This window comes from Achromobacter sp. Marseille-Q4962 (assembly GCF_943737005.1).
Taxonomy (GTDB): domain Bacteria; phylum Pseudomonadota; class Gammaproteobacteria; order Burkholderiales; family Burkholderiaceae_B; genus Achromobacter.
The window spans coordinates 14,213-39,050 of the sequence record NZ_CALSFU010000005.1 but is presented as its reverse complement, the minus strand read 5'-3'; the positions used below and the strand labels follow the sequence as shown (position 1 = coordinate 39,050).

Sequence of the window (24,838 nt, the reverse complement as noted above, 5' to 3'; positions counted from 1 at the left end):
TAATCCTCCTCGGGAAATCGGCGCGCGTTCAATACTGCGCGCGCAGGGTCAGCATCACGTTGCGCGGCTCGCCGTAGCGGTTGTTCCACGCGGTGCCGGACAGGCTCTGGTAGTAGCGGCGGTCGAACAGGTTGTTGACGTTGAGGGCCGCGGTGAGATGCTTGTCGTAGCGGTAAGCCAGGCGCAGGTCCACCAGGGTGTAGCCGCCCTGGCGCAGCGTGACCGGCCCCGACACGGTGGCAAAGCCCGACTGCATCTGCACGCCGCCGCCCACGCTCAGGCGGCGCTCCAGCACGGGCAGGTCGTAGTTCGTCCAGAGACGGAAGATGTGCTTGGGCGTGAACCGCGCGAACGGCTGCCCGCCCGATACCGCGTCTTCGAGGTACTTGCTGGTGTTGTAGGTGTAGCCCGCCGCCAGCGTCCAGTGCGGCGTCACGCGCCCCGACGCCTCGGCCTCGATGCCGCGGCTGCGCACCCTGCCGCCCGGGATGTAGTAACAGTTGCTGCCCACGCAGGGCCAGTCGGGATCCTGCTGCGCGCGGTTCTTCTGCGTGATCTGGAAAGCCGCCAGCGACACTTCGAGCGCCCCGCCCGCCAGCTCGCCCTTGATGCCGGCCTCGTAGTTGGTGCCGGTAATGGGGTCCAGCGGCCGGCCGTCGCGCGTGAGCTCGCTTTGGGGCTGGAAGACCTGCGCGTAGCTGCCGTAGAGCGACCACTCGCGGCTCAGGTCCACGATCAGGCCGCCGTAGGGCGTGAACTCGGGATCGATCTGCTGCCGCGCCTTGGGCGCGCGCTGGTTCCACCAGCTCATGCGCCCGCCCAGCGCCAGCGTCACCGGGTCGGCCAGCGAGAAGCGCCCCATGGCGTACACGCCCTGCTGCTTGAGCCGCGTCTCGCCCGGCGAGACGTAGGGGCCGGTGCCCGGCTCGGGCACGCCGTGCGGATCCCAGTCGAAGACGTTCACGGGCACGTTCAGCGCCGGCGTCAGCGCGGCCGAGTACTGCTCGGTGGCGATGCGCTGCGCGTTGCCGCCCGCCACCAGTTCATGACGGCGGCCCAGCAACGTAAAAGGCCCGCTCAGGTAGGCGTCCACGCTGGTCTGCGTATTGTCGAACTTGTAGGCGCCGCCCATCAGGCGCGACCCCAGCCCGGTTTCGCGGTCGATCGCGCCGTACGCGCCCGCATACTTCAGGTTGCTGTCGGCGCGCAGGTGGTTGACGCTGATCTTTGCCGTCCAGCCCGCGCCGAAGCGGTGTTCCAGGTCGGCAAACACCCGTGTGGCGTCCCAATTGAAACGGTCCCAGTCCGCGTCCAGGTAGGTGGAGCGCGGCAGGCCGATGTCGCCGCCATCCGCGTACCGCGGCACGCCGGCCATGTTGGTGGTGGAGCGGATGCGCTGCGTCTGCACCCCGGCCGACAGCACGGTGCGCGGGCCGAGGTCGGCCTCGCCCACGGCGTAGAGCAGCCCCGACTGCTGGTCGGCCACGTCATAGAAATAGCCGCGGTCCTCATGCGCGCCGACGATGCGCCCGCGCACGCTGCCGCTGTCGTTGAGCGGGCCGCCCAGGTCCACCTGCGCGCGGTAGCGGTCCCAGCTGCCGGCGCTCAGCATGCCCTCGAAACCGAACTCGCGCTGCGGACGCTTGCGCACCAGATTCACGGTGGCGGCCGGGTTGCCCGCGCCGTGCATCAGCCCGTTGGCGCCGCGCAGGATTTCCACGCGTTCGTAAATGGCCATGTCCTGCGGCGAGGCGGCGGTATTGCCCATGAGCACCGGCACCCCGTCCTGCTCGAACGAATCCACCTTGAAGCCGCGCGCGTAATACGCCGTGGTCAGAAGCTGGTAGGGCTGCACCGTGATGCCCGTGGCATGCTGCATGACCTCGTCCAGGCTCCGCAGGTTCTGTTCGCGCAGGCGCTCCTGGCCGATGACCGACACCGACTGCGGAATCTCGCGCACCGCCAGCGGCATCCTGCCCAGCGTGGCCGTGCGCGGGGCCACGCCCTCGCCGCTGACCGTCACGGCCGGCAGGGTGGCGGCTTCCCGCGCCGCCTCCGCAGCCGGCTCCTGGGCGCAGGCCCCGCCCGCCGCCGCCGCGAGCAGAAGCGGCAGGCCCCTCGCGCATCCGCGCGGGCGGCGCGTGTTCAAGCTGTTTCGCACAACGTCCCTCTTTCTTTATCAATGAGAATTATTCTCAAATCAATTCTAGAAAGAGGCCGCGCCGCGCACTGGCGATCGCGGAAGTTTCGTTGGCGATTGCGGAAGTATCAGCGCGACGCGAGCCGGCTGGGCAGCACGCCATAGCGGCGCAGGAAAGCCTTGGTGAAGTGCGAGTCCGTATAGCCGCAGGCGTAGGCAGCCTCGGAAACCGTGATCTCGCCCGAGGCCAGCATGGCATGGGCGCGCGCCATGCGCGCTTCGCGCACGAAGGCGTACACGCTCTGGCCGAACAGCCGCCGGAAACCCGTGGTCAGCTTGTTGACGTTGATGCCCGCCGCGCGCGCCAGATCGGGCAGCGCCGGCGGCTGCTGCAGGTTGCGCAGCACCAGCTCGCGCGCGAAATGCAGCCGCTCCGCGTCGGCGCGCGACAGGCCGCCGGCCGGGCCGCTTCCCCCGCCGCCCTCGCCGCTTTCGCCGCGCAGCGCCATGAACGCCTGCGCCGCCAGCTCCAGCGCCTTGCCCGTCAGGTACATGCGGCGGATGGCCCCCTGCGCCGGGCAGGCCAGCATCTGGTGGCCCAGCGCCTGCATGGCGCGGCCCACCTCCAGATTGGTCTCGGCATACGGCCGCGCCTGGCCCGGCGCGCGCAGCCACCCGGCTATCTCGTCCGGCTCCAGCGCAAAGCCCTGGCGCAGCTGCGCCAGGGGCGTGCGCAGGGACACGAAGCGCAGCGCGCCGCGGGCGTCGAACTCATGATCCATGGACAGCGAATCGCGGCACAGGCTCACGTGCAGCAAAGGCCCGCTGACCCGGGCCGCGGGGCCGCCGCGCACCTGATAGCGCAATTCGCCGTCGAGCACCAGCACCACCTTCAGCCCCGGCTCCAGCGCCTCGGTCACGGGCCGGCCATCCGTGGCGCGCAACGTGCCGCCCGCCAGCGACAGTACGGGCGCGGCGGACGATACGGACCAGTCGGGCTGGAGGCGGGCGGCGTTCACGACGGGAAGCATCGGGCAGGTAAATGAAAGTGAATATTATTACCATCCTCCGCCGCGGCCACAAGCGCGCCGCCGAGCGGCCCCTTATTGCTGCTGGCGGCGCTGCTGCAATGCCTGCAGGCACTGGGCCACGCCCGCCTGCATCTGCGCGTTGGACACCGCGGCCCGGTCCGACACCTCGCGGCAGCGCTGATACTCCGCCAGGCTTTCGGGCGTGTCGCGCACAGGCGCGGGCGCCGAACCCGCCCCGGGCGTCACGGTAATGCGCAAGGTGGACGGCGGCGACTGGCTGCCGTCGGGCGAGCGCGTGCTGGGATACTGGTATTCCTGGGTGGCGGGCGGCGCGGCGTTCTGCGCCTGCGCCAGTCCAGCCGCGCACAGCGCGGCGGACGCGATGAGGGATTTGCAGAGGGATTTCTTCATAACAGCCTCGGTTCGATGCGCGGAGCCGGAATCGAAACCGGGTCCAGGGTCCGCGCGTGCCGGCCTATCGTATCGCCCCGTCCGCGCGCTGGCGGTGCCAAGACGATACATGGAAGAACGGATTTGTTTCTCCCGGTTTCCCGAAGGCTGCGGGGCGCCTCAGCCTGGGCCGCCCCGGCCGTGCCGCTCGGGCGCGGAGGTGCGCAGCGGGGCGAGCAGGCCCCGCAGACCGTTGTGGTCGAGCTCGTGCATGAGCGCCAGCAGCCGTCCCAGCTCGCCCGGCGGAAACCCCTTGCGGGCGAACCAGGCCAGGTACGGGCCCGGCAAGTCCGCGATCAGCCGCCCTTCGTACTTGCCGAAAGGCATGCTGCGGGTGACCAGCAGATTGAGCAGTTCGGGATCCATGACGGGCGTAGCGGCAGCGGCGCGAAAGAGAAGGAAGACGGCCAGTCTACGCCATCGCGCGCGTGGCCGCCGGAAAGCGTCCTCCCCGAAGCGGCGCCCGTCTCAGCCCGCCTGCGAGATGCGCGGCTCGCAGCGCACCGGAAAATTCACCGAGTTCGCGATGAAGCACAGATGATGCGCGCGCTCGTGCAACGCGGCGGCCAGCGCCGCATCGTCGCCCTGGCGGATGCGCACGTCCGGCCGCAGCGTCACGCTGGCGAACGCGCCCCCGCCCTCCGCGTTTTCGGTCATGACGCCCTCGGCCTCGTCCTGGTACGACTCCACCACGATGCCGGCCTGCGCGCACAGGTGCAGGTACCAGAGCTTGTGGCAGGCCGACAGCGACGCCGCCAGCAGTTCTTCCGGATTCCAGCGCGCGGGGTCGCCGCGAAAAGCCGGATTGGACGAGCCCGGTATCGCCGGCTTGCCCGGCGCCCGGATCTCATGGTTGCGGGAATAGGCTCCGTAGGAAGCCGTGCCCGCTCCCGTGTTGCCGGTCCACCGGACGGCGACGCGGTAATGATGCGCTTTGCGATTCGATGCGCTCATGAGAGAGACTCCATGCGCGGCCCGCAAGGCCGGGGGCATAGCGTAGCGCAGCCGCGCGCGGCACGGCTTTACATTCGGTTTCAGCTCCCCCGCGCCCAACTCCGTATCGTGAACGGCGTTTTGCCAACAGGAGCTCGCCATGATGCCGAAAACCGCCTTGACCTGCGCCCTGAGCCTTGTCCTGATCGCCGGCTGCGCCCCCACGCAGCCGCCGGACGCCCGCGCCACGCCCGCCGACCGCCACACCTCGCGCGACGCGCTGGACTGGCAGGGCAGCTACGAAGGCACCCTGCCCTGCGCCGACTGCCCCGGCATCCGCGTGCGGCTCACGCTGATGCAGGACGGCCGCTACGAAAAGCAGACCCAGTACCTGGACCGCGAACCCCGGCCCGAAACCGTCACCGGCACCTTCAACTGGGAATCGGACGGCGGCACCATCCGCCTGGACGCGGCCGGAGACAGCCAGCGCTATTTCGTCGGCGAAAACCAGGTCACCCTGCTGTACCGCGACGGCACCCGTCCCACCGGAGCGCTCGCGCCGCATTACGTGCTGCGCAAAGTTCCGTAGCGGCCGCCGCGGCGAGCCGCTATGCTTGGGCGTCTCCGACTTCCTTCCGCCGCTGCCGCAGCCATGACGCCCGATTCCGACCTGCTTGCCGCCTTCGCCCCCACCGGCGCCCTGCGCGCTTCCATCAACCTGGGCAATCCCATACTCGCCGGCACCGATCCGGCCACCGGCCAGCCTCGCGGCGTGTCGGTGGACCTCGCCGGCGAACTCGCCCGGCGCCTGGGCCTGGAACTGGAACTGGCGGTATTCAAGACCGCCGGCGACTCGGTCAACGCCGTCGCCGCCGGGCAGGCCGACGTGGGCTTCTTCGCCATCGACCCCAAACGCGGCGAGCAGATCGCCTTCACCGCGCCCTACGTCATCATCGAAGGCGCCTACCTGGTGCGCCAGGACTCCCCCATCGCCCGCATGGAAGACGTGGACCGCGCCGGCCAGCGCATCGTGGTCGGCAAGGGCAGCGCCTACGACCTGTACCTCACCCGCGAAATCAAGCAGGCGGAAATCTTCCGCGCGCCCTCCTCGCCGGCCGTGGTGGACACCTTCCTGGGCGAAAACATGGAAGTCGCCGCCGGCGTGCGGCAGCAACTGGAAGCCGACGCCCGCCGCCTGGGCGGGCTGCGCCTGCTGGACGGCCATTTCATGCTGATCCGCCAGGCCATGGGCCTGCCCAAGCGCCGCGGCGGCCGGGCCGCCGCGTGGCTGGCCGCCTTCGTCGAGGACATGAAACGCACGGGCTTCGTGGCCGGCGCCCTGGCCCGCCACGGCATCCAGGGCGCCTCGGCCGCCCCGCCCGAAACCGCCTGAACCGCCCGCCTCAGCCCGGACGCCGCCTCAAGAACACGTACAAGTGGCGGAAAGAATCATCGACCGGATGCCGCGCCCCTTGCACGCCCGCGATGCCCGGCGGCGCTTCCTCGAACAGGCCGCCCGCCAGCGGGTCCACCGGGAACCCGAACCGGTCGGGAAAGTCGTTGTAGCCCAGCACCAGCAGGCCGCCAGGCTTGAGCACCGCGTGGCACTCGTCCAGCAGGCGCAGGAAATCCGCCTCGGTATCGATGCCGAAACCGATGATCCCGTTGGCGATCAGCGCATCGAACGCCGCCCTGCCGTAATGCGCGGACATCTCCAGTGCGCTGCCCACCCAATGCCTGCCCGCGCGACCGTACACGGCCATGTGCGGGTTGCAATCCAGCGTGTGGAAATCCACCCAGGGCAGCAGGCGCGGATAGTGCCAGTTGTGCTTGTCCAGGCCCACGAACAGGCACCGCAGCCCGTCGGGCAGCTCGCGCGCCAGCTCGTTGAGGCGGCCGAAGATCTGCTGCTCGAGGAAATCGCGATTCGGGGCGCGCAGCCGGAAATCGATATCGCAACGTTCGGCCAACGCCGGCGACAATTTGAACAGCGCCCGCTTGAGCGCATAACGCAGTTTGAACATTCCCGCTTTTCTCCGCATGGGTTGCGCGGACCGGCGGCGCATGCCGCCGGAAAGGCGGCGGCGGGCCGGCCGCCTGCGGGAAAGTAAGAAAGCGGCATGGGCGGCGGTATGGGACGCGATGGACGCGGAAACGTGATTTTTCTGAAAGCGGGCGGCCAGGCTAAGGCGTGTTCCCCCGCCCTGGAGAAGGCAGCGCCAGCACGCCCCGCGCCGCCTTCCAGCCGCACCCGGCAGCGCCCGGTCGGGGGCGGCCGCCGCCGCGCCCGAGCCGCCGCTGGAGCCGCCCGGCGCGCGCCGGATGTCGTAGGGATTGCGGCTCAGCCCGGTGAGCGAAGAAACATTGGTGATGCCGCATGCCAGCTCGTGCATGGCGGTCTTGCCCAGGATCACCGCCCCCGCCTCCCGCAGGCGGCGCACCACGGCGGCGTCGCGCTCCGCCCGCAGCGTGGCCAGCGCCAGCGCCCCGGCCGGCAGGGGCAGGCCCGCCACGTCGAAGTTGTCCTTGACCAGCAAGGGAATGCCATGCAGCGGCCCGCGCAGCCGGCCCGCGGCGCGCCCGGTATGCGCGCACCAGATCCTGCGACGAATACAGCCCGGCCGCCATCCCCGCCTGCAGGGCTTCCATGCCCTGTTCGTACACGGCCCGTTCCGCCGCCGCGGCGCGCCGGCTCAACGGAAATGACAGGCGACCCATTGCGTGCCGGGCGTGGCGCCCGGCCCCCCCGGCCGCTCGGTCAGCGCCGGCTGCCGTTCGCGGCAGACCGGCTGGGCCAGCGGACAGCGCGTGTGGAACCGGCAACCCGAAGGCGGATTGGCCGGGCTGGGCGGATCGCCGGGCAGCAGCTTGCGCTGCGCAGGCCGGTGCGGATCGGGCACGGGCGCGGCCGACAGCAGGATCTCGGTGTAGGGATGCAGCGGCCGGGAGAACAGCGTGTCGCGGTCGGCCACCTCCACGATGCGGCCCAGGTACATCACCGCCACCCGGTGGCTGATGTGCCGCACCACCGCCAGATCATGCGCCACGAACAGGTAGGCAATGCCCATTTCCTGCTGCAGGTCCATCAGCAGGTTGATGACCTGCGCCTGCACCGATACGTCCAGCGCCGACACCGGCTCGTCGCACACGATGAGTCTGGGGCGCAGCGCCAGCGCCCGGGCGATGCCGAGCCGCTGGCGCTGCCCGCCGGAGAATTCATGGGGATACTTGCGCATGGCCTCCGGACGCAGGCCCACCTTGGAAAACAGCCAGGCCAGCTCTTGCTGGCGAGGACGCCCGCCGGCCGCCGGAAAATTGCGCAGCGGCTCGCCCACGATCTCGCCAGCGGTCATGCGCGGATTCAGCGACGCATACGGATCCTGGAAAATGATCTGCATGTGGCGCCGGTACTCGCGCATGCGTTCGGGCGGCAGGTCGAGCAGCTCCTCGCCGTCGAGGCGCACCGACCCCGACGTGGGCTGGATCAGGCGCAGCACCGCTTTGCCTGTCGTGGTCTTGCCGCAGCCCGACTCGCCCACCAGGGCCAGGGTTTCGCCTCGCGCAACCGAGAACGACACGCCGTCCACCGCCTGGATGACGCGCTGGGCGCGCCGGAACAGGCCGCGCGCTGCCGGGTAATGCTTCTTGAGGTCGCGCACCTCCAGCAGCGGCGCTTGCGCGTCCTGCCGCGGGGCTCGGGAATCTGAAACGCTCATGCCAGGGTTCCGTCGAAAGCGGCGCGCAGCGGGCCGCGGGAGGGAGAGGCGGCGGCCGGGCGGGGCTCGCGGGCCACGCGCTCCACCTCGAAACAGGCCGCCACGTGATCGGCGCCGTGCGCCTCCAGCGGCGGCGCCTCGGCGCGGCAGCGTCCGGTGGCATAGGCGCAGCGCGGGGCGAAGCTGCAGCCCCGGCCCAGCTCGCTGGGCGCGGGAACCATGCCGGGGATTTCCGCCAGCCGCGCGCGGCCGGCATTCATCGAGGGCATGGACGCCATCAGCGCCCGGGTGTAGGGATGCAGGGGCCGGTCGAACAGCTCGGCCACCGGCGCCTCCTCGACCTTGCGGCCCGCGTACATCACCACCACGCGGTCGCAGCACTCGGCCACCACGCCCAGGTCGTGGGTGATCATCACGATGCCCATGCCCATCTGCGCCTGCAGCCGGCGCAGCAGGTCGATGATCTGCGCCTGGATGGTCACGTCCAGCGCGGTCGTGGGCTCGTCGGCGATCAGCACCTCGGGGTTGCAGGCCAGCGCCAGCGCAATCATCACCCGCTGGCGCATGCCGCCCGAGAGCTGGTGCGGGTACTCGTGCACGCGCCGCGCGGGCTCGGCGATCTGCACCAGCCCCAGCATTTCCTCGGCGCGCGCATAGGCTTCGCGCCGGCCCAGCTTCTGGTGCAGCATCACCGTCTCGGCGATCTGCCTGCCCACCGTCAGCACGGGGTTGAGCGAGGTCATGGGCTCCTGGAAGATCATGGAGATGCGGTTGCCGCGGATCTTGCGCATCTGCTTTTCGGTGAGCGACAGCAGATTCACGCCTCGGTAGCGGATCTCGCCCGCCGCGTAGCGCCCCGGCGGCGTGGGCACCAGGCGCAGGATGGACAGCGCCGTCACGCTCTTGCCGCAACCCGATTCCCCCACCACTCCCAGCGTGCGCCCGGCCCGCACGCGGTACGACACGCCGTCCACCGATCGCACGGTGCCTTCCACCGTATCGAAATACGTCGACAGCCCATCGACCTCCAGCAACGCGTCGCCGGCCTGCGGCGCGCCCGCTGCCTGGCCGTTCGGTTCATGCTTCATGAAGACTCTCCACATCGAAACGCTAGAGCTGGTTGGCCAGCCGCGGATCCAGCGCATCGCGCAGCCCGTCGCCCATCAGGTTGATGGCGAGCACCGTCAGCGCGAGCAGGATGCCCGGATAGAGAATGGTGTAGAAAGCCACCGCCACGTAGTTGCGGCCGTCGGCCATCATGTTGCCCCAGCTCGGCACCTGCGGCGGCACGCCCACGCCCAGGAAAGACAGCACGGCCTCGGTGAGCACCGCGGTGGCGGCGATGAAGGTCGCCTGCACCACCAGCGGCGTCACGGTATTGGGCAGCACATGGCGCCAGAGAATCACGGGCAGGCGCGTGCCGATGGCATGCGCGGCCTCCACGAAAAGCTGTTCGCGCAGGGTCAGCGCCAGCGAGCGCACCAGCCGCACCACGCGCGGAATCTGCGGAATGGCGATGGCGATGATCACCGTGGCCAGGCTGGCCCTTATCACCGCCATCAGCGCGATGGCCAGCAGAATGTCGGGGATGGCCATCATGCCGTCCATGATGCGCATGATGAGCGAATCGGCCCAGCGCACGAATCCCGCCATCAGGCCCAGCACGACGCCGGCCACGCTGGCCAGCGCCGCCACCGACACCGCCACCACCAGCGACACCCGTCCGCCCCACACGGCGCGGCTGAACACGTCCCGGCCCAGCGCGTCGGTGCCGAAGTAATGCTCCGCCGACGGCGGCTTGAGGCGCTGCAGCGGGTTGATGGCCAGGGGATCGTGCGTGGCGAGCCAGGGCGCGGCCAGCGAAATTGCGGCTACGGCCAGCAGCAGCGCCAGTCCCAGCAGCAGCGTGGGATGCTTGCGCACCCAGCGCCAGCGGCGCGCGCCGCCCGACAGCGCCTGATGCACGACCGCGCCGCCGGGCGCGGCGGAAGAAATCGGATTGTCAGCCATGCGTGCCTTCCGGTTTCAGTAGCGGATGCGCGGATCGAACAGCCGGTAGCTCAGGTCGATCAGCAGGTTGATGAACACATAAGTGGCCGCCGAGATCAGCAGCACGCTCTGGATCACGGGGTAGTCGTGATGCTGCACGGCGTCGATGACCAGCCGCCCGATGCCCGGAATGGCGAACACCGTCTCGGTCACCACCACGCCCCCGATCAGCAGCGCGATGCCCACGCCCACGGTGGTGGCGATGGGAATCGCCGCGTTGCGCACCGCGTGCTCCAGCACCGGCAGCACGCCCAGGCCCTTGGCGCGCGCCGTGCGGATGTAGTCCTCGTGCAGCACCTCCAGCACGGTGGCGCGCGTCATGCGGGTAATGAGCGCGATGTACACCAGCGCCAGGTTCACACAGGGCAGGATCAGGCTGCGCAGCCACGGCCAGACGCCGCTGGACAGCCGCGTGTAGCCCTGCACCGGCAGCCACTGCAACTGCACCGCGAAACCGTAGATCAGCAGGTAGCCCACCAGGAACACCGGCACCGAAAACGCCAGCACCGCGAACACCATCACCAGCCGGTCCACCCACGACCCCGCTCGGTACGCCGCCAGCACGCCCAGCGGAATGGCCACGACGATGGACAGCCCCATGGTGAGCGCCGCGATCGACAGCGTGGGCTCCAGGCGCTGCGCCAGCAGCGTCGTCACCGGCACCTGCGTGAAGATCGACGTGCCCAGGTCGCCGCGCAGCAGCTTGCCCGCCCACAGCACGAACTGCCGCCACAGCGGCTCGTCCAGCCCCAGCGCGGCGTGCAGCCGGGCGATGTCGTCGGCGGTGGCGAAGTCGCCCGCGATCAGCGCCGCCGGGTCGCCCGGCGACAGGTGGATCAGCAGGAAGACGATGACCGCCACCACGATCATCACCGGCACCACGGAAAACACGCGTCGGATTACGTACGCCATGGCAGCCTCGCGTCCTCGCGCCGCGCGCCCGTCATTTGTCCAGCACCCAGACGTTGGGCACGCCCCAGATCCTGTCGGTGTGCTTGAGCGACTTCAGCGCCGCGAAGGTCAGCGAGAACTGGCCCACGGGCACGTTCGGGAACACCTGGTAGGCGCGCTCCTGGAAGCGGTCGAGCAGCGCCTTGCGCCCGGCCGGGTCCACCGCGGCGATCCACTGCGCACGCAGCGCGTCCAGCTCCTTGTCGCACGGCCAGCCCGGCAGCGTATTGCCGCAGCTCGCCGCCAGGTAGGTGTTGTTGAGCGGCGAATTCACGTTGAACTCCGAGGCCGACGACACGAACACGTTCCAGCCGCCCTGGTCCGGCGCCGCCTTCTTGCTGCGGCGCGCCGTCATGGTCGCCCAGTCCATCGCCTGGATGTCGAGCGTCATGCCGATGTCCTGCAGCGCCTGGATCGCCACTAGCGTGGCGGCGTTCAGGTACACCGGGTCGGAGGGCAGCATCACCACCACTTTCTGGCCCTGGTAGCCGCCCTCGGCCAGCAGTTTTCTGGCCAGCGCGATGTCGGGCTTGGCGTAGGGCGCCGATCCCGCGGCGGTTTCGTTGGGGCCGCCGCAGATGAAGAACGTGTCGCAGTGATCCAGGCGCAGGTCGGGCGGATACCCCATCGCGCTCACGAACCTGGCCTGGTCGATGGCATGCGCCGCCGCCTGCCGGATCTTGGCGTTGTCGAACGGCGGAAAAGCCTGGTTCAGCACCATGTACGCCTGGTTGCGGCCCATGACGCCGATGGCGATGCCGCTTTCCTTGCGCAACGGCTCGATGTAGTCGGCCGGCGTCTGCTCGATCATGTCCACTTCCTGGTTCTTCAGCGCCGCCACCGCGCTGTTCGAATCCGGAAGAATCACCCATTCCACGCGATCGACGTGCGGCGCCTTGCTGCCCGCCAGGCCCGAGGCCGGCTCGCTGCGCGGCTTGTAGTCCGGATTGCGGACGAACACCACCTTGTTGCCCGGCACCCACTCGTCGCGCTTGAAGAGGAACGGGCCCGAGCCCACCACCTCCGTCAGCGGCCGGTCGGCCGGCATCTTCGCCAGCCGCGCCGGCAGGATGAACGCCGGATAGCTCGACACCTTCGCCAGCCCGTCGAGCACCGGCCCGAACGGCCGTTCCAGCGTGAGCGTGAAGGTGCTGGCGTCCACGGCCTGCCACTTGCCGCCGGCCGCGCTCAGCGCATGGCCGATGTTGTCGCGCGCGGTCCAGCGCTGCAGCGAGGCCACACAGTCGGCGGCCGTCACCGGATTGCCGTCGCTGAACTTCAGCCCGTCGCGCAGCGTGAAGGTCCAGACCTTCTTGTCGTCGGACACCTTGTAATCCCGCACCATTTCCGGCTGGGGCTGGCCCTTCTCGTCCATGGCAAAGAGCGTGTCGTACACCATGTAGCCGAAATTGCGCGTGATGTAGGCGGTGGTAAAGGTCGGGTCGAGCACCTTCAGGTCGGCATGCGGCACCAGCCGCAGCGTCTTGGTCTCGGCCATCGCGGCGCCCGGGCACAGGGCGCAGGCGGCCGTCATGGAAATCGCGGCGAGGCTCGCCAGCAGTCTTTTCTTCATCGCTACACTCCCTGATCCCGGCATCGTGCGGGTACGAACGGCAAACATGTAAGCCGGCCGCCACGGCCGGCGCCGGGCGGCGCCCTTCACAGCGGCCACTTGGGCCGCCGGATCTTCCTGTAGGGCAGCGTCTTCCAGTCCGGCGTCGCCACGCCGCGCCCGCCCACGTAGATCACGTGGCGCGCCACCTGGGAAAACGATGCATGGAAATGCTGGGCCGACTTCACCACCACGATCTTCTTGGACGCCAGGTCGCAGCCGAGCTGGCTGAACAGATCCGTATTGATGGCCTGGTTGCGCACCGACGTCAGCACGATCTCGATGCCCTGCGCCTCGACCAGCGCGCAGTCGCCCATCGGCGCCGGCGCGCCCGACAGCCCTGTCATGACCAGGTTCTTCTTCAGCGCCTTCACCGTGCACGACACGTCGACCGGATCGCCCGACAGCGGGCCCACCTTGCCGCCCAGCCGCATCATCAGCGTGGCGCCGGGCTCCGCATCGAAGGCGATGCGCACCGCCACCGGATCCCAGAGCGGCCCCAGCGCCGCGTTGCGCACCCCGCGCTCCAGCATGCGCGCCAGCATGAACGTGGAATCGCCCGGCGCGCCGCTGCCGGGATTGTCGGGCCGGTCGGCCAGCACCACCGGGCCGCCCTCGAACGCCCGCGCCTCGTCCAGCGCCTCGTCGATGCTCCGGTACGGCACCATCAGCTGCTCGCGCATGGCGATCAGCTCGTCGGCCAGCCGCCGCGCCGCCTGCCGCGCTTGCCCGGCGTCGCCGTCCGCGTACACCAGCACCTTGGTGCCCATCTCCGGCACGTCGCCGGTCGCGAACCCTTGCGCCACCGAAATCGACAGAATGCCGTTCTTGCCTTCCATCTCCTGGATACGCCGCACGAATGAACGCGCCGGCTCGCGCGTCGTGTGCATGGGCACGATCATCTCGCAATCCACCAGCGCGGCCTTGGGCGCGATGCGGCCTTCGCGCGCCTGCACACAGAGCGTGACCAGCTCTTGCGCGCGCTCGCGGATATCGGTGTGAGGGTATTCCTTGAACAGCACCAACACGTCGGCATGCTCGACCATGGCCGGCGTCAGGTGCGCGTGCGGGTCCAGCTCCGCGCCCACCGTCACGCCGGGCCCCACGATTTCGCGCACGCGCCGCAACACGTCGCCCTCGCAATCGTCATAGCCATCGGCCACCATCGCGCCGTGCAGGCCCAGCAGCACCATGTCCACCGGCAGCGCGCGCCGCAGGTCCGCCAGCAGCTCATCGCGCAGGGTTTCGTAGGCCGAACGGGTCGTAATGCCGCCCGGCTGCGCCGACGTCACCACGCCCTCGAACAGCTCCCAGCCCAGCGCCTTGCCGCGCTGGCGCGCCACATACAGCGGCGCGCCGGCAAAGGTCACCGTGTCCGGGTGCGTGCCCGCCGGGTAGTAATCGCGGTCCCGGAACGACGCAAGACTGGTCGGCATCGGCGCAAACGTGTTCGTCTCGGTGCCCAGGCCGGCGCTGAAAACTCGCATATCATCATCCCCACTCACAAGCGGGGAAAACAGCGGCGCGTAGCCATGCCGGGCCGCGCCATCCGGCCCGCCGTGGTTTCGCGCCTTCCGCGGCGGTCGCGCACAGCGCGCCGTCGGAATCTGGTTCCCCCTGAAATGCTTTTCGATCAGGTTATGTCCGCCGGCCTGCGCGGCCGGCGTTGATGAATCAAGGCCGTCCACATGCTGCACGGCCCGTGCACACATCATGCTATCGCGCTCGCGGCGCATACAAATAGCCAAGACGACAGGGTCTATAACCTTAGGGAATGCGCGCGACCGCGCATCTGACCGGCCGCCCGCCCGCAAACGCGCGCCACGCCTGGCTTTCGCGCCATCCCGTCCCTGCGCGCACGACCGCGTGCGCCACGGCTTCGGCGCGGGAAAACCCTGAACCTCGCACGCCGCCCTTCGCGCAAGTGACAAGCCCGCCGCCGCCCCCTAGAATGCGCTCGCGCCGCGCAAGCGCGACGCCCGGCATCGCCGGCCCATCGACCGCATTCTTGTCTCCGCCCGCCCCATGAACGCCGAAGCCGCCCTGCAGAAAAGCCCGCTGTTCCGACTGTGCGCCGTCTTGTGGCTGGCCGCGATGGCCGGCGTCGTCGCGATGGCGGGCGCCACGGTGCCCCGCCTGGTGGAGAGCGCCTCGCCGCCCGTGCCGCTGCCCCTCGCGCTGATTGCCAGCGTGGCCCAAAGCGGCATCCTGCTGGCCCTGGCCACCTGGGCCGGCGCCGCGATGTCCCGTCCGCTCGGCCTGCGCGCGCCCGTGCTGGAAGCCGCGCTCGCCGGCGCGCCCGCCGCGCCGCGCCTGAAGCCTCAGCTTGTTCCCGCCGCCGCGGCCGGCCTGGCCGCCGGCCTGCTTCTGCTCGCCCTCAAGGCCGCGACGCCCGCGCCCCTGCAAGCCCTGGGCGATACCTTGCGCATTCCCGCCGCCGCCCGGCTGCTCTATGGCGGCATCACCGAAGAAGTGCTCATGCGCTGGGGCGCGATGACGCTGCTCGCGTGGCTGCCGTGGCGCCTGATCCAGCGGCGCGCCGGCGAGCCGCGCCGCGCCTGGTTCGTCGCCGCCATCGTCCTCTCGGCCGCGCTCTTCGCCGCCGGCCACCTGCCCGCCCTCGCCGCCCTGGGCGCCCCGCTGACGCCCCGGGTCGTCGGCTATGTCCTCATCGCCAATACCCTGCCCGGCCTGCTCTTCGGCCTGCTGTACTGGCGCCGCGGACTGGAATCGGCCATCATTGCCCACGCGCTGGCCCATCTTGTCGCCTTCGCCACCGGCGCGGCCTGAACCCGCCATTTCCCCACACCTGCACAGGAGCTTGCGTTGGAGCTGAAAACCGTCGAACCCCTGGCCGTGCTGCGCGACCGCCGGCGAGTCACCCTTGCCCAGGTCGGCGCGCTGGCCGCCGGCATCTACCCCGAGCTCGAGCGGCAGGCCGCCGCCGGCGGCCTGCGCGTCGAAGGCCCGCCGGTCTTCGCCGCCCACGGCCTGCCCCAGGATGCGCAAACCCCGTTCGAACTCGACTACTGCCTGCCCGTCGCCGGCGCCGCCCCGCACACGCTGCCGCGCCTGCGCTGCGCCAGCCTGCTCTACCAGGGCCCGCTGGACCGGCTCTTCTCGCAGGGCTACCAGCCCCTGCTGCGGGCCATTGCCGAAGCCGGCCTCACCCCCACCGCCGAAAGCCGCGAGGTCTATCACGCCTGGGCAGGCCCCCAATCCGCCGCCAACCGCATCGAAATCCAGATCGGAGTGGCGGAGGGCTGAACCCGTGCGCAGGCGGAGACAGGTTTGCGTGCCGGGGCAGCGCATGCCCGGGTTAACCCGCGCTCCGAACCGCTATCGGTCGTTGTCCGCTGACGGGGAACCGACGAAGCCGATTGCGCTGTCCACCTGGCCGCAGACGCCGCATCGCCGTTGATCTTCATGTTCTCACCGCAAGCAATACCATTCTTCGCCAGCATCCATGGATATTCCGCGTCGGGAAAAACACCTCGCCGTCCCGCTCAATGTCCACCATGAGAAAAAGCGGCAGAGCACTTTTTATGTTCTTGATGCAATAAAACCATTTGACAATGCACCGAAGTCCAGGCGGCTCATGTTTTTGAAAATTCACAGCAGAAACTTGGCGCAACCACAAAACATTTTCTTCGCAATACTCTCCAACCTGAAAAACGATTAATGAAAGCCTCGATCAGGTGAATCGTTTTTGCTCCCGGGCAGCGGTATAGCGCGTTGTCGATAAACGGCGCATTGCTTGTGACGGAAGAGACGCGACCTGTATAACTGGCGATGTTTGCCCGTATGCAGGAGGCCGCTTTCCCGCGCCGGCCTGGTCCGGAGATGCAATCGGCTTTGTGCGTTCAGGCGGCGGACGCCACGCGCGGCGCCGCTCCCCGTCCGCGGGCTTGCGGCGGTATGCTTGCCGACCGTGCCCGGCGCAGACACTCCCGAGGAAAGACCCGACCATGCCTTTGCTGGAAAAAACCTTCGATCGCACGCTGGACGCCTGGACACACGCCTATCAGGCGCCGTTCTGGCGCGGGTCGGTCGTGGAGGGGTGGCTGTTCGAGGACGCCGAGGCGCGCCGGGCCGCCGAGGCGCGGCTGGCGCGCGCCGGCGTGACGGCGCGTTTCCGCAGCGCCTACAAGCCGCTGCTGCATTTCTTTCTGGAAGAGGTGGAACTCGACGGCCTGGAGTCGGCGACGCTGCGCTACCCGGTGCACGCGCAGGCGCAGGCGCGGCGCTTCGCGCTGGAGGCGTATCCGCTGGCGGCGCTGCTCAAGCCGGCTGCGCTGACCATGGAGCCGGGCGCTTGCGACCTGCACTACGACGTGCGTCTGGCGTACCGCGACGGCCGCGTGACACAGGCGCGGGTGTTCGCGCCCAATGCGCTGGGGCAGACGCCGGAAGGCGAGCCGGTGCTGTCGCCCACGGGCTGGCTGCGGGTGCGCGACGCCGACGGCCGGACGCAGGTCGACGCGGCGCAGGCGACCGAATACCAGCAGGTGTTCCGCAGCATCGTGGACACGGTGCGCAACCGCGCCTGGGGCGCGCACGAGCCCTATTTCGAGCGGCTGGAAATCCGTGTCGACCTGCCGGGCATGGATTTCGCGCTGCCGGTGGACGAAGAGATCGTCAGCACGCTGGAGGCGCTGCACGAAGACCTCTATTTCACGCTGCTGGAGTTCTTCCAGCGCCATTCGGGACGCCCGCCCGGCGACCGCGGGCTGCAGCCGGGGCAGATCATCCCGGACATCCGGCGGCACGACGGGGCGGCGCGCGTGCGCATGATCATGGAACCCTTCCGGCCGACCGAGCCCGAGGCCCCGTCCGCGCCGCCCGCGCCGCTGGCGGAACTGGACCGGCCGCTGACGGCGGCGCAGATCGCCCACTGCATGGCGGAGATCGGTGGGGACGCCTTCCAGGCGGTATCGCGCCAGGGGCGGCCGGTGCTGGGAGCCTATGTGCGCGGCCCGGGGCCGGCGGTGTTCATCTCGGGCGCGCAGCACGCCAACGAAAGCTCGGGCGTGGTGGGCGCGCTGCGCGCGGCGCGCCGCCTGCAGGAAACGGGCCAGGCGCATTTCGCGCTGGTGGCCTGCGAGAACCCGGACGGCTACGCGCTTTTCGAACGGCTGCGCCAGCAGCATCCTCGCCACATGCTGCATGCCTCGCGCTACAGCGCGCTGGGCGACGATATCGCCTACCGCGAACATGCGCCGTTTTTCGAGCGCGAAGCCCGCCACCAGGCGCATGCGCTGAGCGGGGCGCAACTGCACGTCAACCTGCACGGCTACCCGGCCCATGAATGGACCCGGCCGCTGTCGGGCTACCTGCCCCGGCATTTCGAATCGTGGACGCTGCCCAAGGGGTTCATGCTGCTGGCGCGGCACCACCCCGGCTGGGGCGAGCGCGCCCGCCGGCTGGTCGAGGGCGTGACGGCGCGACTGGCGCGCAATGTGCCCGGGCTGGCGGCGTTCAACGCGCGGCAACTGGAACTCTTTCGCGCCCACGCCCTCGAAACCGGATTCGAGGTGCTGAACGGCATCCCGGTCCAGATCCAGGAAACCGACCGCGAAACGCTGCCGCTTGCGCTGATCTCGGAGTTTCCCGACGAAACGGTGTACGGCGAGCGCTTCGTGTTCGCCCACACGGTGCAAATGGAAACCGTGCTGGCGGCCGCCGAGATCCACCGTTCAGGATATTGATCGACACGCCGCGCCGCCGGCCGGCGCGCAGCAACCCAGCAATTACAAGAGCATGAACATCCGAGAACGCAATCACGGAGACGACCTGGTCCTGGCGGACATCTGGCTGCGCTCGGTGCGCGCCACGCACACGTTCCTGACCGAGCAGGACATCGACGCCCTCTATCCGCAGGTGCTCAATGTCTATCTGCCCGCGGTGCGGGTGTGGGTCTGTGAGGACGAAGACGGCGAAATCGCCGGCTTCATCGGGCTGGACGGCAACAAAGTGCAGATGCTGTTCGTCGACGCCAGCAAGCGCGGCCGCGGCGCGGGAAGGCGGCTGCTGAATTTCGCGCGCTCGCTGCACGGCAGTCTGCTGGTGGACGTGAACGAACAGAATCCGCAGGCCCACGGCTTCTACCTGCACTACGGATTCGTGGACGTGGGCCGGTCGGAACGCGATGCGGCGGGCCGGCCTTTTCCGGTGCTGCACATGAGGCTGCCGGGCTAGGCGTGCTTGCCCTGAAACGGGGTTGCGCCCGGGCATTCTAGGATTGCGCTTCCGGATGCCTGGCCTTCCAGGCTTTCAGGGCCTCGCGGTAGGCATCCATGGCCTCGTTGTACAGGTCGTAAACACAGGGTATGCACCCGCTGTTGCAGCACGCTTCGGGCGCGGGCGGCTCAGGGGGCTCGGGACGGGGATCGGCGCTCGGCGCCGGTTTGGTCGTGACGGGCGAATTCATGGCTCCATGATAACGCCGGCACGTGCCGGCACGCCCGCGCGCGGGCCGGCACGCGGCCTCGCGCGCGCATCCGTCGGCGCGTTCAGCCGCCCTGCCCGCCCGCGGCCGGGTCGGCCTTCAGCAGATCGTAGATGCGCTTGCCCACGCGGCCGTCCTGCGCCAGGTTGCGGCGCTCCTGTTCGGCGCGCACGGCCTCGCGGGTCTTGGCGCCCGGAATGCCGTCGGGCTGGCCCACGTCGTGGCCCAGCTTGTTGAGCATTTCCTGCAGCGTGCGGATCTGCGCGCGCGACAGGCCGGGGTCGTCGGTGGGCCAGGCCGTGGCGAGCGCCGGGCCGCCCTGCAGACGGTTGAGCAGCAGCGACACCGCCAGGCCGTAGCGGCGCGATTGGTTGTAGTGCTGGATGGCGTCGAAATTCACGGTGGCCAGGAACACGGGGCCTTTGGCGCCCGTGGGCGCGAACAGGTAGGCCGCCTCGTCGTTGCCGGACGCAAGCTCGAGGGGACGGCCGCCGGGCAGCGTCACGCCGGCCTGCGCCCATTGCGCCAGGCTGCGGCGGTCTTGCGAGCCGACGTATTCCGCGTCGGGCGCGGAAGGAATGGACGCCGCCAGCGCCGGCGGCACCCGCACCTCGATCACGGCCGGCAGGCCGTGCGTCCATTTGGCGCGGCGCTTGCGCAAATGATTGGCCGTGGAGGCCAGGGCGTCGGGCAGCGAGTGATAAAGATCGATGCGGCCGTCGCCGTCGCCGTCGGCCGCCAGTTCGTAGAACGACGTGGGGATGAACTGCGTCATGCCGAACGCGCCGCTCCACGAGCCGATGAAGTCGTCGGGCGCGACCACCCCGTCGCGCAGCAGGCGCACGGAGGCGTAGGCGTTCTTTTCCCAGAGGGGCTTGTTCTCGGTGCAGGCGCGCGTGAGCCAGGCATCGAGCACATTGGTCTTGCCGACCTGCCGCCCGTAGTTCGTCTCGATGCCGAAGATGGCGACCAGCGTGGCCGGATCGACCTGGTACTGCTGGCCGATCGCCTGCAGTTGCGGGCCGTACCTGGCCAGCACCTCGCGGCCGTCGGCCACACGTTCGTCGTCCACGGTCTTGGCGATGTAGTCCCACCAGCTCTCGCGGCCTTCGGGCTGGGCCTTGGCCGAAGCCACGGTGGCGGGCAGCAGTTGCGCGCCGGCGGTGTACTTGTCCCAGTCGGCCGCGCTCAGGCCGTTGGCGGCCGCGCCCTTGCGCAGCTTCGCCAGGCAGGCCTTGGTGTCCAGTTCGGTGGGCGCGATGATGGCGGGAGCGGCGGCGGGCGCGGCCGCCGTCGCAGCGCCGGGCACAGACGCGGCGGGCGCCGGCTGCAAGCGCGAGCCGGTGGCCGATGACGGCGACTGGGCCTGGGCGGCGCCGGCCAATACGGCCGCCGTCAATGCCAGCAGGACCGGGGAACGGGACGAGATTCGAAAACGCGTTAGGCTCTGACGCATGGCTATCCTGGAAATTCGGAATCAGCCGCGATGGTAACGCGAGGCGGCGGCGAAATCGAACGCGGCGCCGGCCCGCTCCCTCATCGGCGCCATCGTGAATGACGCTTGCGGGTTGCCGCGTTGCGCCGTGCGCGATGGCGGAGAATAATCGGGGCACTGCCGCCCCGGGCCGGCCGCCGCCGGCGCGTCCGCCCCGGTCTCGCCCCAACCGGATTCTGGAGTTCCCATGCAAGACTGGCTCGACACCCTGCCCAAGGCGGAGCTGCACATGCACCTGGAAGGCTCGCTGGAGCCCGAGCTGCTGTTCGAACTGGCCCGGCGCAACCGCGTGGCGCTGCCCTGGCCCGACATCGACGCGCTGCGCGCCGCGTATCGGTACCACAACCTGCAGGAATTCCTGGACCTCTACTACCAGGGCGCCGGCGTGCTGCGCACGGCGCAGGACTTCTACGACCTGACCTGGGCGTATCTGCTCAAGTGCCGGGAACAGCACGTGGTGCACACCGAACCCTTTTTCGACCCGCAGACGCACACCAGCCGCGGCGTGCCCATGGGCGCCATGTTCGAGGGCATCGGCCAGGCGCTGGCCGACGGGCGCGAGCGGCTGGGCGTGACGAGCGGCCTGATCCTCAGCTTTCTGCGCCACCTGCCCGAGGAAGACGCGCAGCGCACGCTGGACGAGGCGCTGCCCTACCGCGACGCCTTCATCGCGGTGGGCCTGGACAGCAGCGAGCGCGGCTTTCCGCCGCGGCTTTTCCAGCGCGTGTTCGAACGCGCGCGCGCCGAGGGGCTGGCCGCCGTGGCGCACGCGGGCGAGGAAGGCCCGCCGGAATACGTATGGGAGGCGCTCGACCTGCTGAAGGTGGCGCGCATCGACCATGGCGTGCGCGCCGCCGAAGACCCGCGGCTGATGGCGCGGCTGATCGACGAGCAGGTGCCGCTCACCGTATGTCCGCTGTCCAACACGCGCCTGTGCGTCTTCGAGCACATGTCGCGGCACAACATCCTGTCGATGCTGGACGCCGGCGTGAAGGTCACGGTCAATTCCGACGACCCGGCCTATTTCGGCGGCTACGTCAACGAGAACTTCCGCGCCCTGCGCGAGCACCTGGGCATGTCGCGCGCGCAGGCCGAGGCGCTGGCCGCCAACAGCCTGGACGCCCGCCTCGCCGGGTAGACGGCCCTGCGGGCATTCCGCATTGACGCATGCCGGCCCGCTGACTAAAGTGGGCCGCTGTGTCTTCCAGGGCGGCAACCCGCCCCGCAACCCCGCCGCGGCGCGCCGCGGCATCACCGTGCCCATCTCCATGAACCACTATCGCGTCGGCATCGCCGGCTTCGGCGCCATCGGCCAGTCCGTGGCGCAATCCCTGGATGCCGGCCTGCCCGGCCTGTCGCTGGCCGCCGTGGCGGTCCGCAACCCCGACGCCCCGCCGGCCTTCGCCTGGCGCGGCGAGGCTCCCCGCTACACCACGCTGGAGCGCCTGCACGAGCTCTGCGACATCGTGGTCGAATGCGCGCCCGCCGCCGTCTTCCGCCAGATCGCCGAGCCCGCGCTCGCGGCCGGCAAGCGGCTGGTGGTGCTGAGCGCGGGCGCCCTGCTCCAGCACGACGACCTCATCGGCCTGGCCCGCGACAGCGGCGGCCAGATCATGGTGCCCTCGGGCGCCATCCTGGGGCTGGACGCCATCACGGCCGCGGCCGAGGGCGTCATCCATTCGGTCACCATGATTACCCGCAAGCCGCCCAAGGGGCTCGCGGGCGCGCCCTACCTGGTGGAAAACCGCATCGACCTGTCCGACGTCACCGAGCCGCGCCTGATCTTCCGCGGCTCGCCGCGCGAAGCCGCCGTGGGCTTTCCCGCCAACCTGAACGTGGCGGTCAGCGTCTCGCTGGCGGGCATCGGCCCCGACCTCACCACGCTCGAAATCTGGGCCGACCCCACGCTGGAGCGCAACGTGCACCGGGTGGAGGTCGAGTCCGACGCGGCGTCGTTCTCGGTCGAGATCCAGAACATTCCCTCGGCCAATCCCAAGACGGGCCGCATCACGGCGCAAAGCGTGGTGGCCGCGCTGCGCAAGCTCACCGCGCCGCTGCGCATGGGCACCTGAAATCCGGCGGCGGCTGCACGGCATCCAGCGCCGCGGGCGCTGCCTGCCGCCCGCCGGCCGCCGCGCGCCCCGAATGGCCGGCGGCGCAGGCCGGAGCCGGCACGGCCCCGAATGTCCACCCGCCTTCGCCGTCCAGCGCCAGCCCGTGCGTGTGGAATGCGTCCAGCGTGCCGCGATGGCCCACGCTCACCAGCATGCGGTGCGGCAGGCGCTCGCGCAGCAGGGCGTAGAGCATGTGCTCCAGACCTTCGTCGGTGGCCGAAGTGGCTTCGTCCAGGAACACGATGGCCGGCCGGTTGTACAGCACGCGCGCAAACGCCAGGCGCTGCTGCTCACCCAGCGAAAGCACGCGCGACCAGTCCGCCACCTCGTCCAGGCGTGGCAGCAGGTGCGCGAGATTCACGTCGCGCAGCAGCGCGGCCATGCGTTCGTCTTCGTCCGCGCCGCCCCGTGGCAGGCCCGGATAGGCCAGCGCCGCCCGCAGGTCGCCCAGCGGCAGATAGGGGCGCTGCGACAGGAACAGCGCCTGCTCGCCCGCCGGCCGCCGCAGGCGGCCCTGCGCATAGGGCCACAGGCCCGCCAGCGCGCGCAGCAGCGTGGTCTTGCCGCTGCCCGAAGGGCCCTTGATGAGCAGCGCCTGGCCGGGCGACAGCCGCAGCGACAGATCGCGCACCAGCGGCTTTCCGTCGGGGCGCGTTACGGCAATGCCGTCCATCTCCAGGCCATCGTCCAGCGGCTCGGCGCGCAGCGCGGGCAGCGCGCGCGCCGCCGCGTTGGCGTCCAGAAAGCCGTTCAGGCGGTCCAGGGTGGCGCGATACTGCGCGAAGGCATCGTAAGAGGTGCGGAAGAACGATAGGGAGTCGTGCACCTGGCCGAAAGCCTGCGAGGTCTGCATCACGTCGCCCAGCTTGATCGCGCCGCTGAAAAAGCGCGGCGCCTGGATGATGTACGGAAACACCACCGCCACCTGGCTGGCCGAGAGGTTGAAGCCGTCGAACTTCAGCCCCCGGTACACGCGCGCCCACAGGTTGGCGATGTAGGCGGAAAACCGCGTCCACAGCGTGCCGCGCTCCACGCCCTCGCCCTGGTAGAAGGCGACATTCTCGGCGTTTTCGCGCAGGCGCAACAGGGCATGGCGGAAGTTGGCGGTGAGCCTTTCCGACAGGAAGTTCAGGCGGATCAGCGGGCGGCCGATGCGAAAGGCCAGCCAGGTCGCCGCCAGCACGTAGAGGTACACCAGGAACACCATGGCGCGCGGGATTTCCACGCCGGCCAGGGTGAGCGCGCCCGACAGGCTCCAGAGAATGGCGGTGAATTCCACCAGCGACACCATGGCGCTCAGTGCGCCGATGGCCAGCGTGCGCGAGCCGGTGACGAAAGCGGCGATGTCCTGCTCGATGCGCTGGTCGGGGTTGTCGACCGGCTCGTCCACGAAATGACTGCGATAATAAGCGCCCTCGTCCAGCCAGTCGCGCGTGAGCCAGTCATTCAGCCACACGCGCCAATGAATGTCGAAGGCTTGCCCGGCGTAGCTGTCCGCCAGCGAGCGCGCGACGTGCACGGCGGCCAGCACCGAGAATATGCCCAGGAAATGCCAGAACGCCTTGGCGTCCAGCGACTGCAGCGCGCTGTAGAAACCGTTGTACCAGTACGAGAACAGCACGGTCATGCGCACCGCGAACATGGCCAGCAAGAGCAGCAGCGCCACGGTGGCCAGCGGCCGCCAGTCGCGCGCCGGGTTGAGGTAGGGCCAGGCCAGGCGCCCGAACTTGCGGCCCCAGCCGGTGGTGCGCGAGAGCACCCAGGCCAGCGCGGCCAGCAGCGCGGCCGAGATGCCGAAGGCGCGCAGCAGCCACCACGCGCTCTGGGCAAGCTGTTGATTCCAGTCGAGGGTCATGGGCGGAAACCTTGCTTGCGGTTTCCTGGTTAGACGAGGCGGCG

Annotated in this window: 23 protein-coding genes; 8 read left to right on the top strand and 15 right to left on the bottom strand. The window is 69.7% G+C overall.

Annotation, left to right across the window (positions count from 1 at the left end):
• Positions 1-28: 28 nt before the first annotated feature.
• From NGJ44_RS05415 to NGJ44_RS05395, 5 genes are all read right to left on the bottom strand, one after another.
• Complete coding sequence (locus NGJ44_RS05415) at positions 29-2,149, bottom strand: TonB-dependent siderophore receptor (protein ID WP_502802109.1); 2,121 nt, start codon at positions 2,147-2,149, stop codon at positions 29-31.
• A gap of 119 nt (positions 2,150-2,268) precedes the next feature.
• Positions 2,269-3,159 (bottom strand): helix-turn-helix transcriptional regulator, encoded by an 891-nt coding sequence (locus tag NGJ44_RS05410; protein WP_251863323.1) that lies wholly within the window; start codon positions 3,157-3,159, stop codon positions 2,269-2,271.
• 84 nt (positions 3,160-3,243) lie between these two features.
• Positions 3,244-3,582: a hypothetical protein gene (locus NGJ44_RS05405; RefSeq protein WP_053246138.1), complete on the bottom strand. Its 339-nt coding sequence runs from the start codon at positions 3,580-3,582 to the stop codon at positions 3,244-3,246.
• 159 nt (positions 3,583-3,741) lie between these two features.
• Positions 3,742-3,987, bottom strand: a complete 246-nt coding sequence (locus NGJ44_RS05400) for a DUF3820 family protein (RefSeq protein WP_053246137.1) — start codon at positions 3,985-3,987, stop codon at positions 3,742-3,744.
• A gap of 102 nt (positions 3,988-4,089) precedes the next feature.
• Positions 4,090-4,575 (bottom strand): OsmC family protein, encoded by a 486-nt coding sequence (locus NGJ44_RS05395; RefSeq protein ID WP_251863322.1) that lies wholly within the window; start codon positions 4,573-4,575, stop codon positions 4,090-4,092.
• Between the two features lie 142 nt (positions 4,576-4,717).
• Here NGJ44_RS05395 and NGJ44_RS05390 point away from each other — a divergent pair, with 142 nt between their 5' ends.
• Both NGJ44_RS05390 and NGJ44_RS05385 read left to right on the top strand, forming a co-directional pair.
• Positions 4,718-5,143, top strand: coding sequence for a copper resistance protein NlpE (locus tag NGJ44_RS05390; protein WP_053246574.1), 426 nt, complete (start codon positions 4,718-4,720; stop codon positions 5,141-5,143).
• Positions 5,144-5,206: 63 nt separating this feature from the next.
• Positions 5,207-5,947, top strand: a complete 741-nt coding sequence (locus tag NGJ44_RS05385; RefSeq protein ID WP_251863321.1) for an ABC transporter substrate-binding protein — start codon at positions 5,207-5,209, stop codon at positions 5,945-5,947.
• A gap of 10 nt (positions 5,948-5,957) precedes the next feature.
• Here the strand turns inward: NGJ44_RS05385 and NGJ44_RS05380 are convergent, their stop codons facing one another.
• The 7 genes from NGJ44_RS05380 to NGJ44_RS05350 form a co-directional block, all read right to left on the bottom strand.
• Complete coding sequence (locus NGJ44_RS05380; RefSeq protein ID WP_251863320.1) at positions 5,958-7,091, bottom strand: class I SAM-dependent methyltransferase; 1,134 nt, start codon at positions 7,089-7,091, stop codon at positions 5,958-5,960.
• Between the two features lie 156 nt (positions 7,092-7,247).
• Complete coding sequence (locus NGJ44_RS05375; protein ID WP_053246572.1) at positions 7,248-8,270, bottom strand: ABC transporter ATP-binding protein; 1,023 nt, start codon at positions 8,268-8,270, stop codon at positions 7,248-7,250.
• A complete protein-coding gene (locus NGJ44_RS05370; protein WP_251863319.1) occupies positions 8,267-9,358 on the bottom strand; it encodes an ABC transporter ATP-binding protein in 1,092 nt (363 codons plus the stop codon). Before NGJ44_RS05370 ends, NGJ44_RS05375 begins: the two co-directional genes overlap by 4 nt.
• A 22-nt stretch (positions 9,359-9,380) precedes the next feature.
• Positions 9,381-10,280: an ABC transporter permease gene (locus tag NGJ44_RS05365; RefSeq protein WP_053245345.1), complete on the bottom strand. Its 900-nt coding sequence runs from the start codon at positions 10,278-10,280 to the stop codon at positions 9,381-9,383.
• 15 nt (positions 10,281-10,295) lie between these two features.
• Positions 10,296-11,231: an ABC transporter permease gene (locus NGJ44_RS05360; RefSeq protein WP_053245346.1), complete on the bottom strand. Its 936-nt coding sequence runs from the start codon at positions 11,229-11,231 to the stop codon at positions 10,296-10,298.
• A gap of 31 nt (positions 11,232-11,262) precedes the next feature.
• Entirely contained in the window at positions 11,263-12,843 is a 1,581-nt protein-coding gene (locus NGJ44_RS05355; protein WP_251863318.1) for an ABC transporter substrate-binding protein, read from the bottom strand.
• 86 nt (positions 12,844-12,929) lie between these two features.
• Entirely contained in the window at positions 12,930-14,369 is a 1,440-nt protein-coding gene (locus NGJ44_RS05350) for a M81 family metallopeptidase (protein WP_251863317.1), read from the bottom strand.
• 538 nt (positions 14,370-14,907) lie between these two features.
• Between NGJ44_RS05350 and NGJ44_RS05345 the strand changes: the two genes are divergently transcribed.
• The 4 genes from NGJ44_RS05345 (at position 14,908) to NGJ44_RS05330 (ending at position 19,080) form a co-directional block, all read left to right on the top strand.
• Positions 14,908-15,672 carry a CPBP family intramembrane glutamic endopeptidase gene (locus NGJ44_RS05345; protein WP_251863316.1) on the top strand — a complete coding sequence of 255 codons (765 nt, stop codon included), beginning with the start codon at positions 14,908-14,910 and terminating at the stop codon, positions 15,670-15,672.
• A 36-nt stretch (positions 15,673-15,708) separates the two neighbouring features.
• Positions 15,709-16,149 carry a GyrI-like domain-containing protein gene (locus tag NGJ44_RS05340; RefSeq protein WP_053245351.1) on the top strand — a complete coding sequence of 147 codons (441 nt, stop codon included), beginning with the start codon at positions 15,709-15,711 and terminating at the stop codon, positions 16,147-16,149.
• Positions 16,150-16,850: 701 nt separating this feature from the next.
• A complete protein-coding gene (locus NGJ44_RS05335) occupies positions 16,851-18,590 on the top strand; it encodes a M14 family metallopeptidase (RefSeq protein ID WP_251863315.1) in 1,740 nt (579 codons plus the stop codon).
• Positions 18,591-18,642: 52 nt separating this feature from the next.
• Positions 18,643-19,080: a GNAT family N-acetyltransferase gene (locus NGJ44_RS05330; protein ID WP_053245350.1), complete on the top strand. Its 438-nt coding sequence runs from the start codon at positions 18,643-18,645 to the stop codon at positions 19,078-19,080.
• A gap of 37 nt (positions 19,081-19,117) precedes the next feature.
• Here NGJ44_RS05330 and NGJ44_RS05325 read toward each other — a convergent pair whose 3' ends face one another.
• Both NGJ44_RS05325 and NGJ44_RS05320 read right to left on the bottom strand, forming a co-directional pair.
• Positions 19,118-19,312, bottom strand: coding sequence for an oxidoreductase-like domain-containing protein (locus tag NGJ44_RS05325; RefSeq protein WP_082308380.1), 195 nt, complete (start codon positions 19,310-19,312; stop codon positions 19,118-19,120).
• A gap of 82 nt (positions 19,313-19,394) precedes the next feature.
• Positions 19,395-20,786, bottom strand: coding sequence for a lytic murein transglycosylase (locus tag NGJ44_RS05320; protein ID WP_251863314.1), 1,392 nt, complete (start codon positions 20,784-20,786; stop codon positions 19,395-19,397).
• A 226-nt stretch (positions 20,787-21,012) separates the two neighbouring features.
• On the opposite strand from NGJ44_RS05320, the gene NGJ44_RS05315 reads away from it, so the two are divergent.
• Positions 21,013-21,963 carry an adenosine deaminase gene (locus tag NGJ44_RS05315; RefSeq protein ID WP_053245953.1) on the top strand — a complete coding sequence of 317 codons (951 nt, stop codon included), beginning with the start codon at positions 21,013-21,015 and terminating at the stop codon, positions 21,961-21,963.
• 130 nt (positions 21,964-22,093) lie between these two features.
• Positions 22,094-22,897: an aspartate dehydrogenase gene (locus NGJ44_RS05310; protein ID WP_200908057.1), complete on the top strand. Its 804-nt coding sequence runs from the start codon at positions 22,094-22,096 to the stop codon at positions 22,895-22,897.
• Here NGJ44_RS05310 and NGJ44_RS05305 read toward each other — a convergent pair.
• Positions 22,869-24,794: an ABC transporter ATP-binding protein/permease gene (locus tag NGJ44_RS05305; protein ID WP_251863313.1), complete on the bottom strand. Its 1,926-nt coding sequence runs from the start codon at positions 24,792-24,794 to the stop codon at positions 22,869-22,871. The genes NGJ44_RS05310 and NGJ44_RS05305 overlap by 29 nt on opposite strands.
• Positions 24,795-24,838 lie beyond the last annotated feature (44 nt).

What these genes read in the sequence shown, in the direction of transcription:
- NGJ44_RS05370 (WP_251863319.1), bottom strand. Translation starts at nt 9,358, where the DNA reads ATGAAGCATGAACCGAACGGCCAGGCAGCGGGCGCGCCGCAGGCCGGC.
- NGJ44_RS05325 (WP_082308380.1), bottom strand. Translation starts at nt 19,312, where the DNA reads ATGAATTCGCCCGTCACGACCAAACCGGCGCCGAGCGCCGATCCCCGT.
- NGJ44_RS05320 (WP_251863314.1), bottom strand. Translation starts at nt 20,786, where the DNA reads ATGCGTCAGAGCCTAACGCGTTTTCGAATCTCGTCCCGTTCCCCGGTC.
- NGJ44_RS05315 (WP_053245953.1), top strand. Translation starts at nt 21,013, where the DNA reads ATGCAAGACTGGCTCGACACCCTGCCCAAGGCGGAGCTGCACATGCAC.
- NGJ44_RS05355 (WP_251863318.1), bottom strand. Translation starts at nt 12,843, where the DNA reads ATGAAGAAAAGACTGCTGGCGAGCCTCGCCGCGATTTCCATGACGGCC.
- NGJ44_RS05330 (WP_053245350.1), top strand. Translation starts at nt 18,643, where the DNA reads ATGAACATCCGAGAACGCAATCACGGAGACGACCTGGTCCTGGCGGAC.
- NGJ44_RS05350 (WP_251863317.1), bottom strand. Translation starts at nt 14,369, where the DNA reads ATGCGAGTTTTCAGCGCCGGCCTGGGCACCGAGACGAACACGTTTGCG.
- NGJ44_RS05360 (WP_053245346.1), bottom strand. Translation starts at nt 11,231, where the DNA reads ATGGCGTACGTAATCCGACGCGTGTTTTCCGTGGTGCCGGTGATGATC.
- NGJ44_RS05405 (WP_053246138.1), bottom strand. Translation starts at nt 3,582, where the DNA reads ATGAAGAAATCCCTCTGCAAATCCCTCATCGCGTCCGCCGCGCTGTGC.
- NGJ44_RS05395 (WP_251863322.1), bottom strand. Translation starts at nt 4,575, where the DNA reads ATGAGCGCATCGAATCGCAAAGCGCATCATTACCGCGTCGCCGTCCGG.
- NGJ44_RS05345 (WP_251863316.1), top strand. Translation starts at nt 14,908, where the DNA reads ATGAACGCCGAAGCCGCCCTGCAGAAAAGCCCGCTGTTCCGACTGTGC.
- NGJ44_RS05390 (WP_053246574.1), top strand. Translation starts at nt 4,718, where the DNA reads ATGCCGAAAACCGCCTTGACCTGCGCCCTGAGCCTTGTCCTGATCGCC.
- NGJ44_RS05385 (WP_251863321.1), top strand. Translation starts at nt 5,207, where the DNA reads ATGACGCCCGATTCCGACCTGCTTGCCGCCTTCGCCCCCACCGGCGCC.
- NGJ44_RS05400 (WP_053246137.1), bottom strand. Translation starts at nt 3,987, where the DNA reads ATGGATCCCGAACTGCTCAATCTGCTGGTCACCCGCAGCATGCCTTTC.
- NGJ44_RS05310 (WP_200908057.1), top strand. Translation starts at nt 22,094, where the DNA reads ATGAACCACTATCGCGTCGGCATCGCCGGCTTCGGCGCCATCGGCCAG.
- NGJ44_RS05335 (WP_251863315.1), top strand. Translation starts at nt 16,851, where the DNA reads ATGCCTTTGCTGGAAAAAACCTTCGATCGCACGCTGGACGCCTGGACA.
- NGJ44_RS05365 (WP_053245345.1), bottom strand. Translation starts at nt 10,280, where the DNA reads ATGGCTGACAATCCGATTTCTTCCGCCGCGCCCGGCGGCGCGGTCGTG.
- NGJ44_RS05375 (WP_053246572.1), bottom strand. Translation starts at nt 8,270, where the DNA reads ATGAGCGTTTCAGATTCCCGAGCCCCGCGGCAGGACGCGCAAGCGCCG.
- NGJ44_RS05305 (WP_251863313.1), bottom strand. Translation starts at nt 24,794, where the DNA reads ATGACCCTCGACTGGAATCAACAGCTTGCCCAGAGCGCGTGGTGGCTG.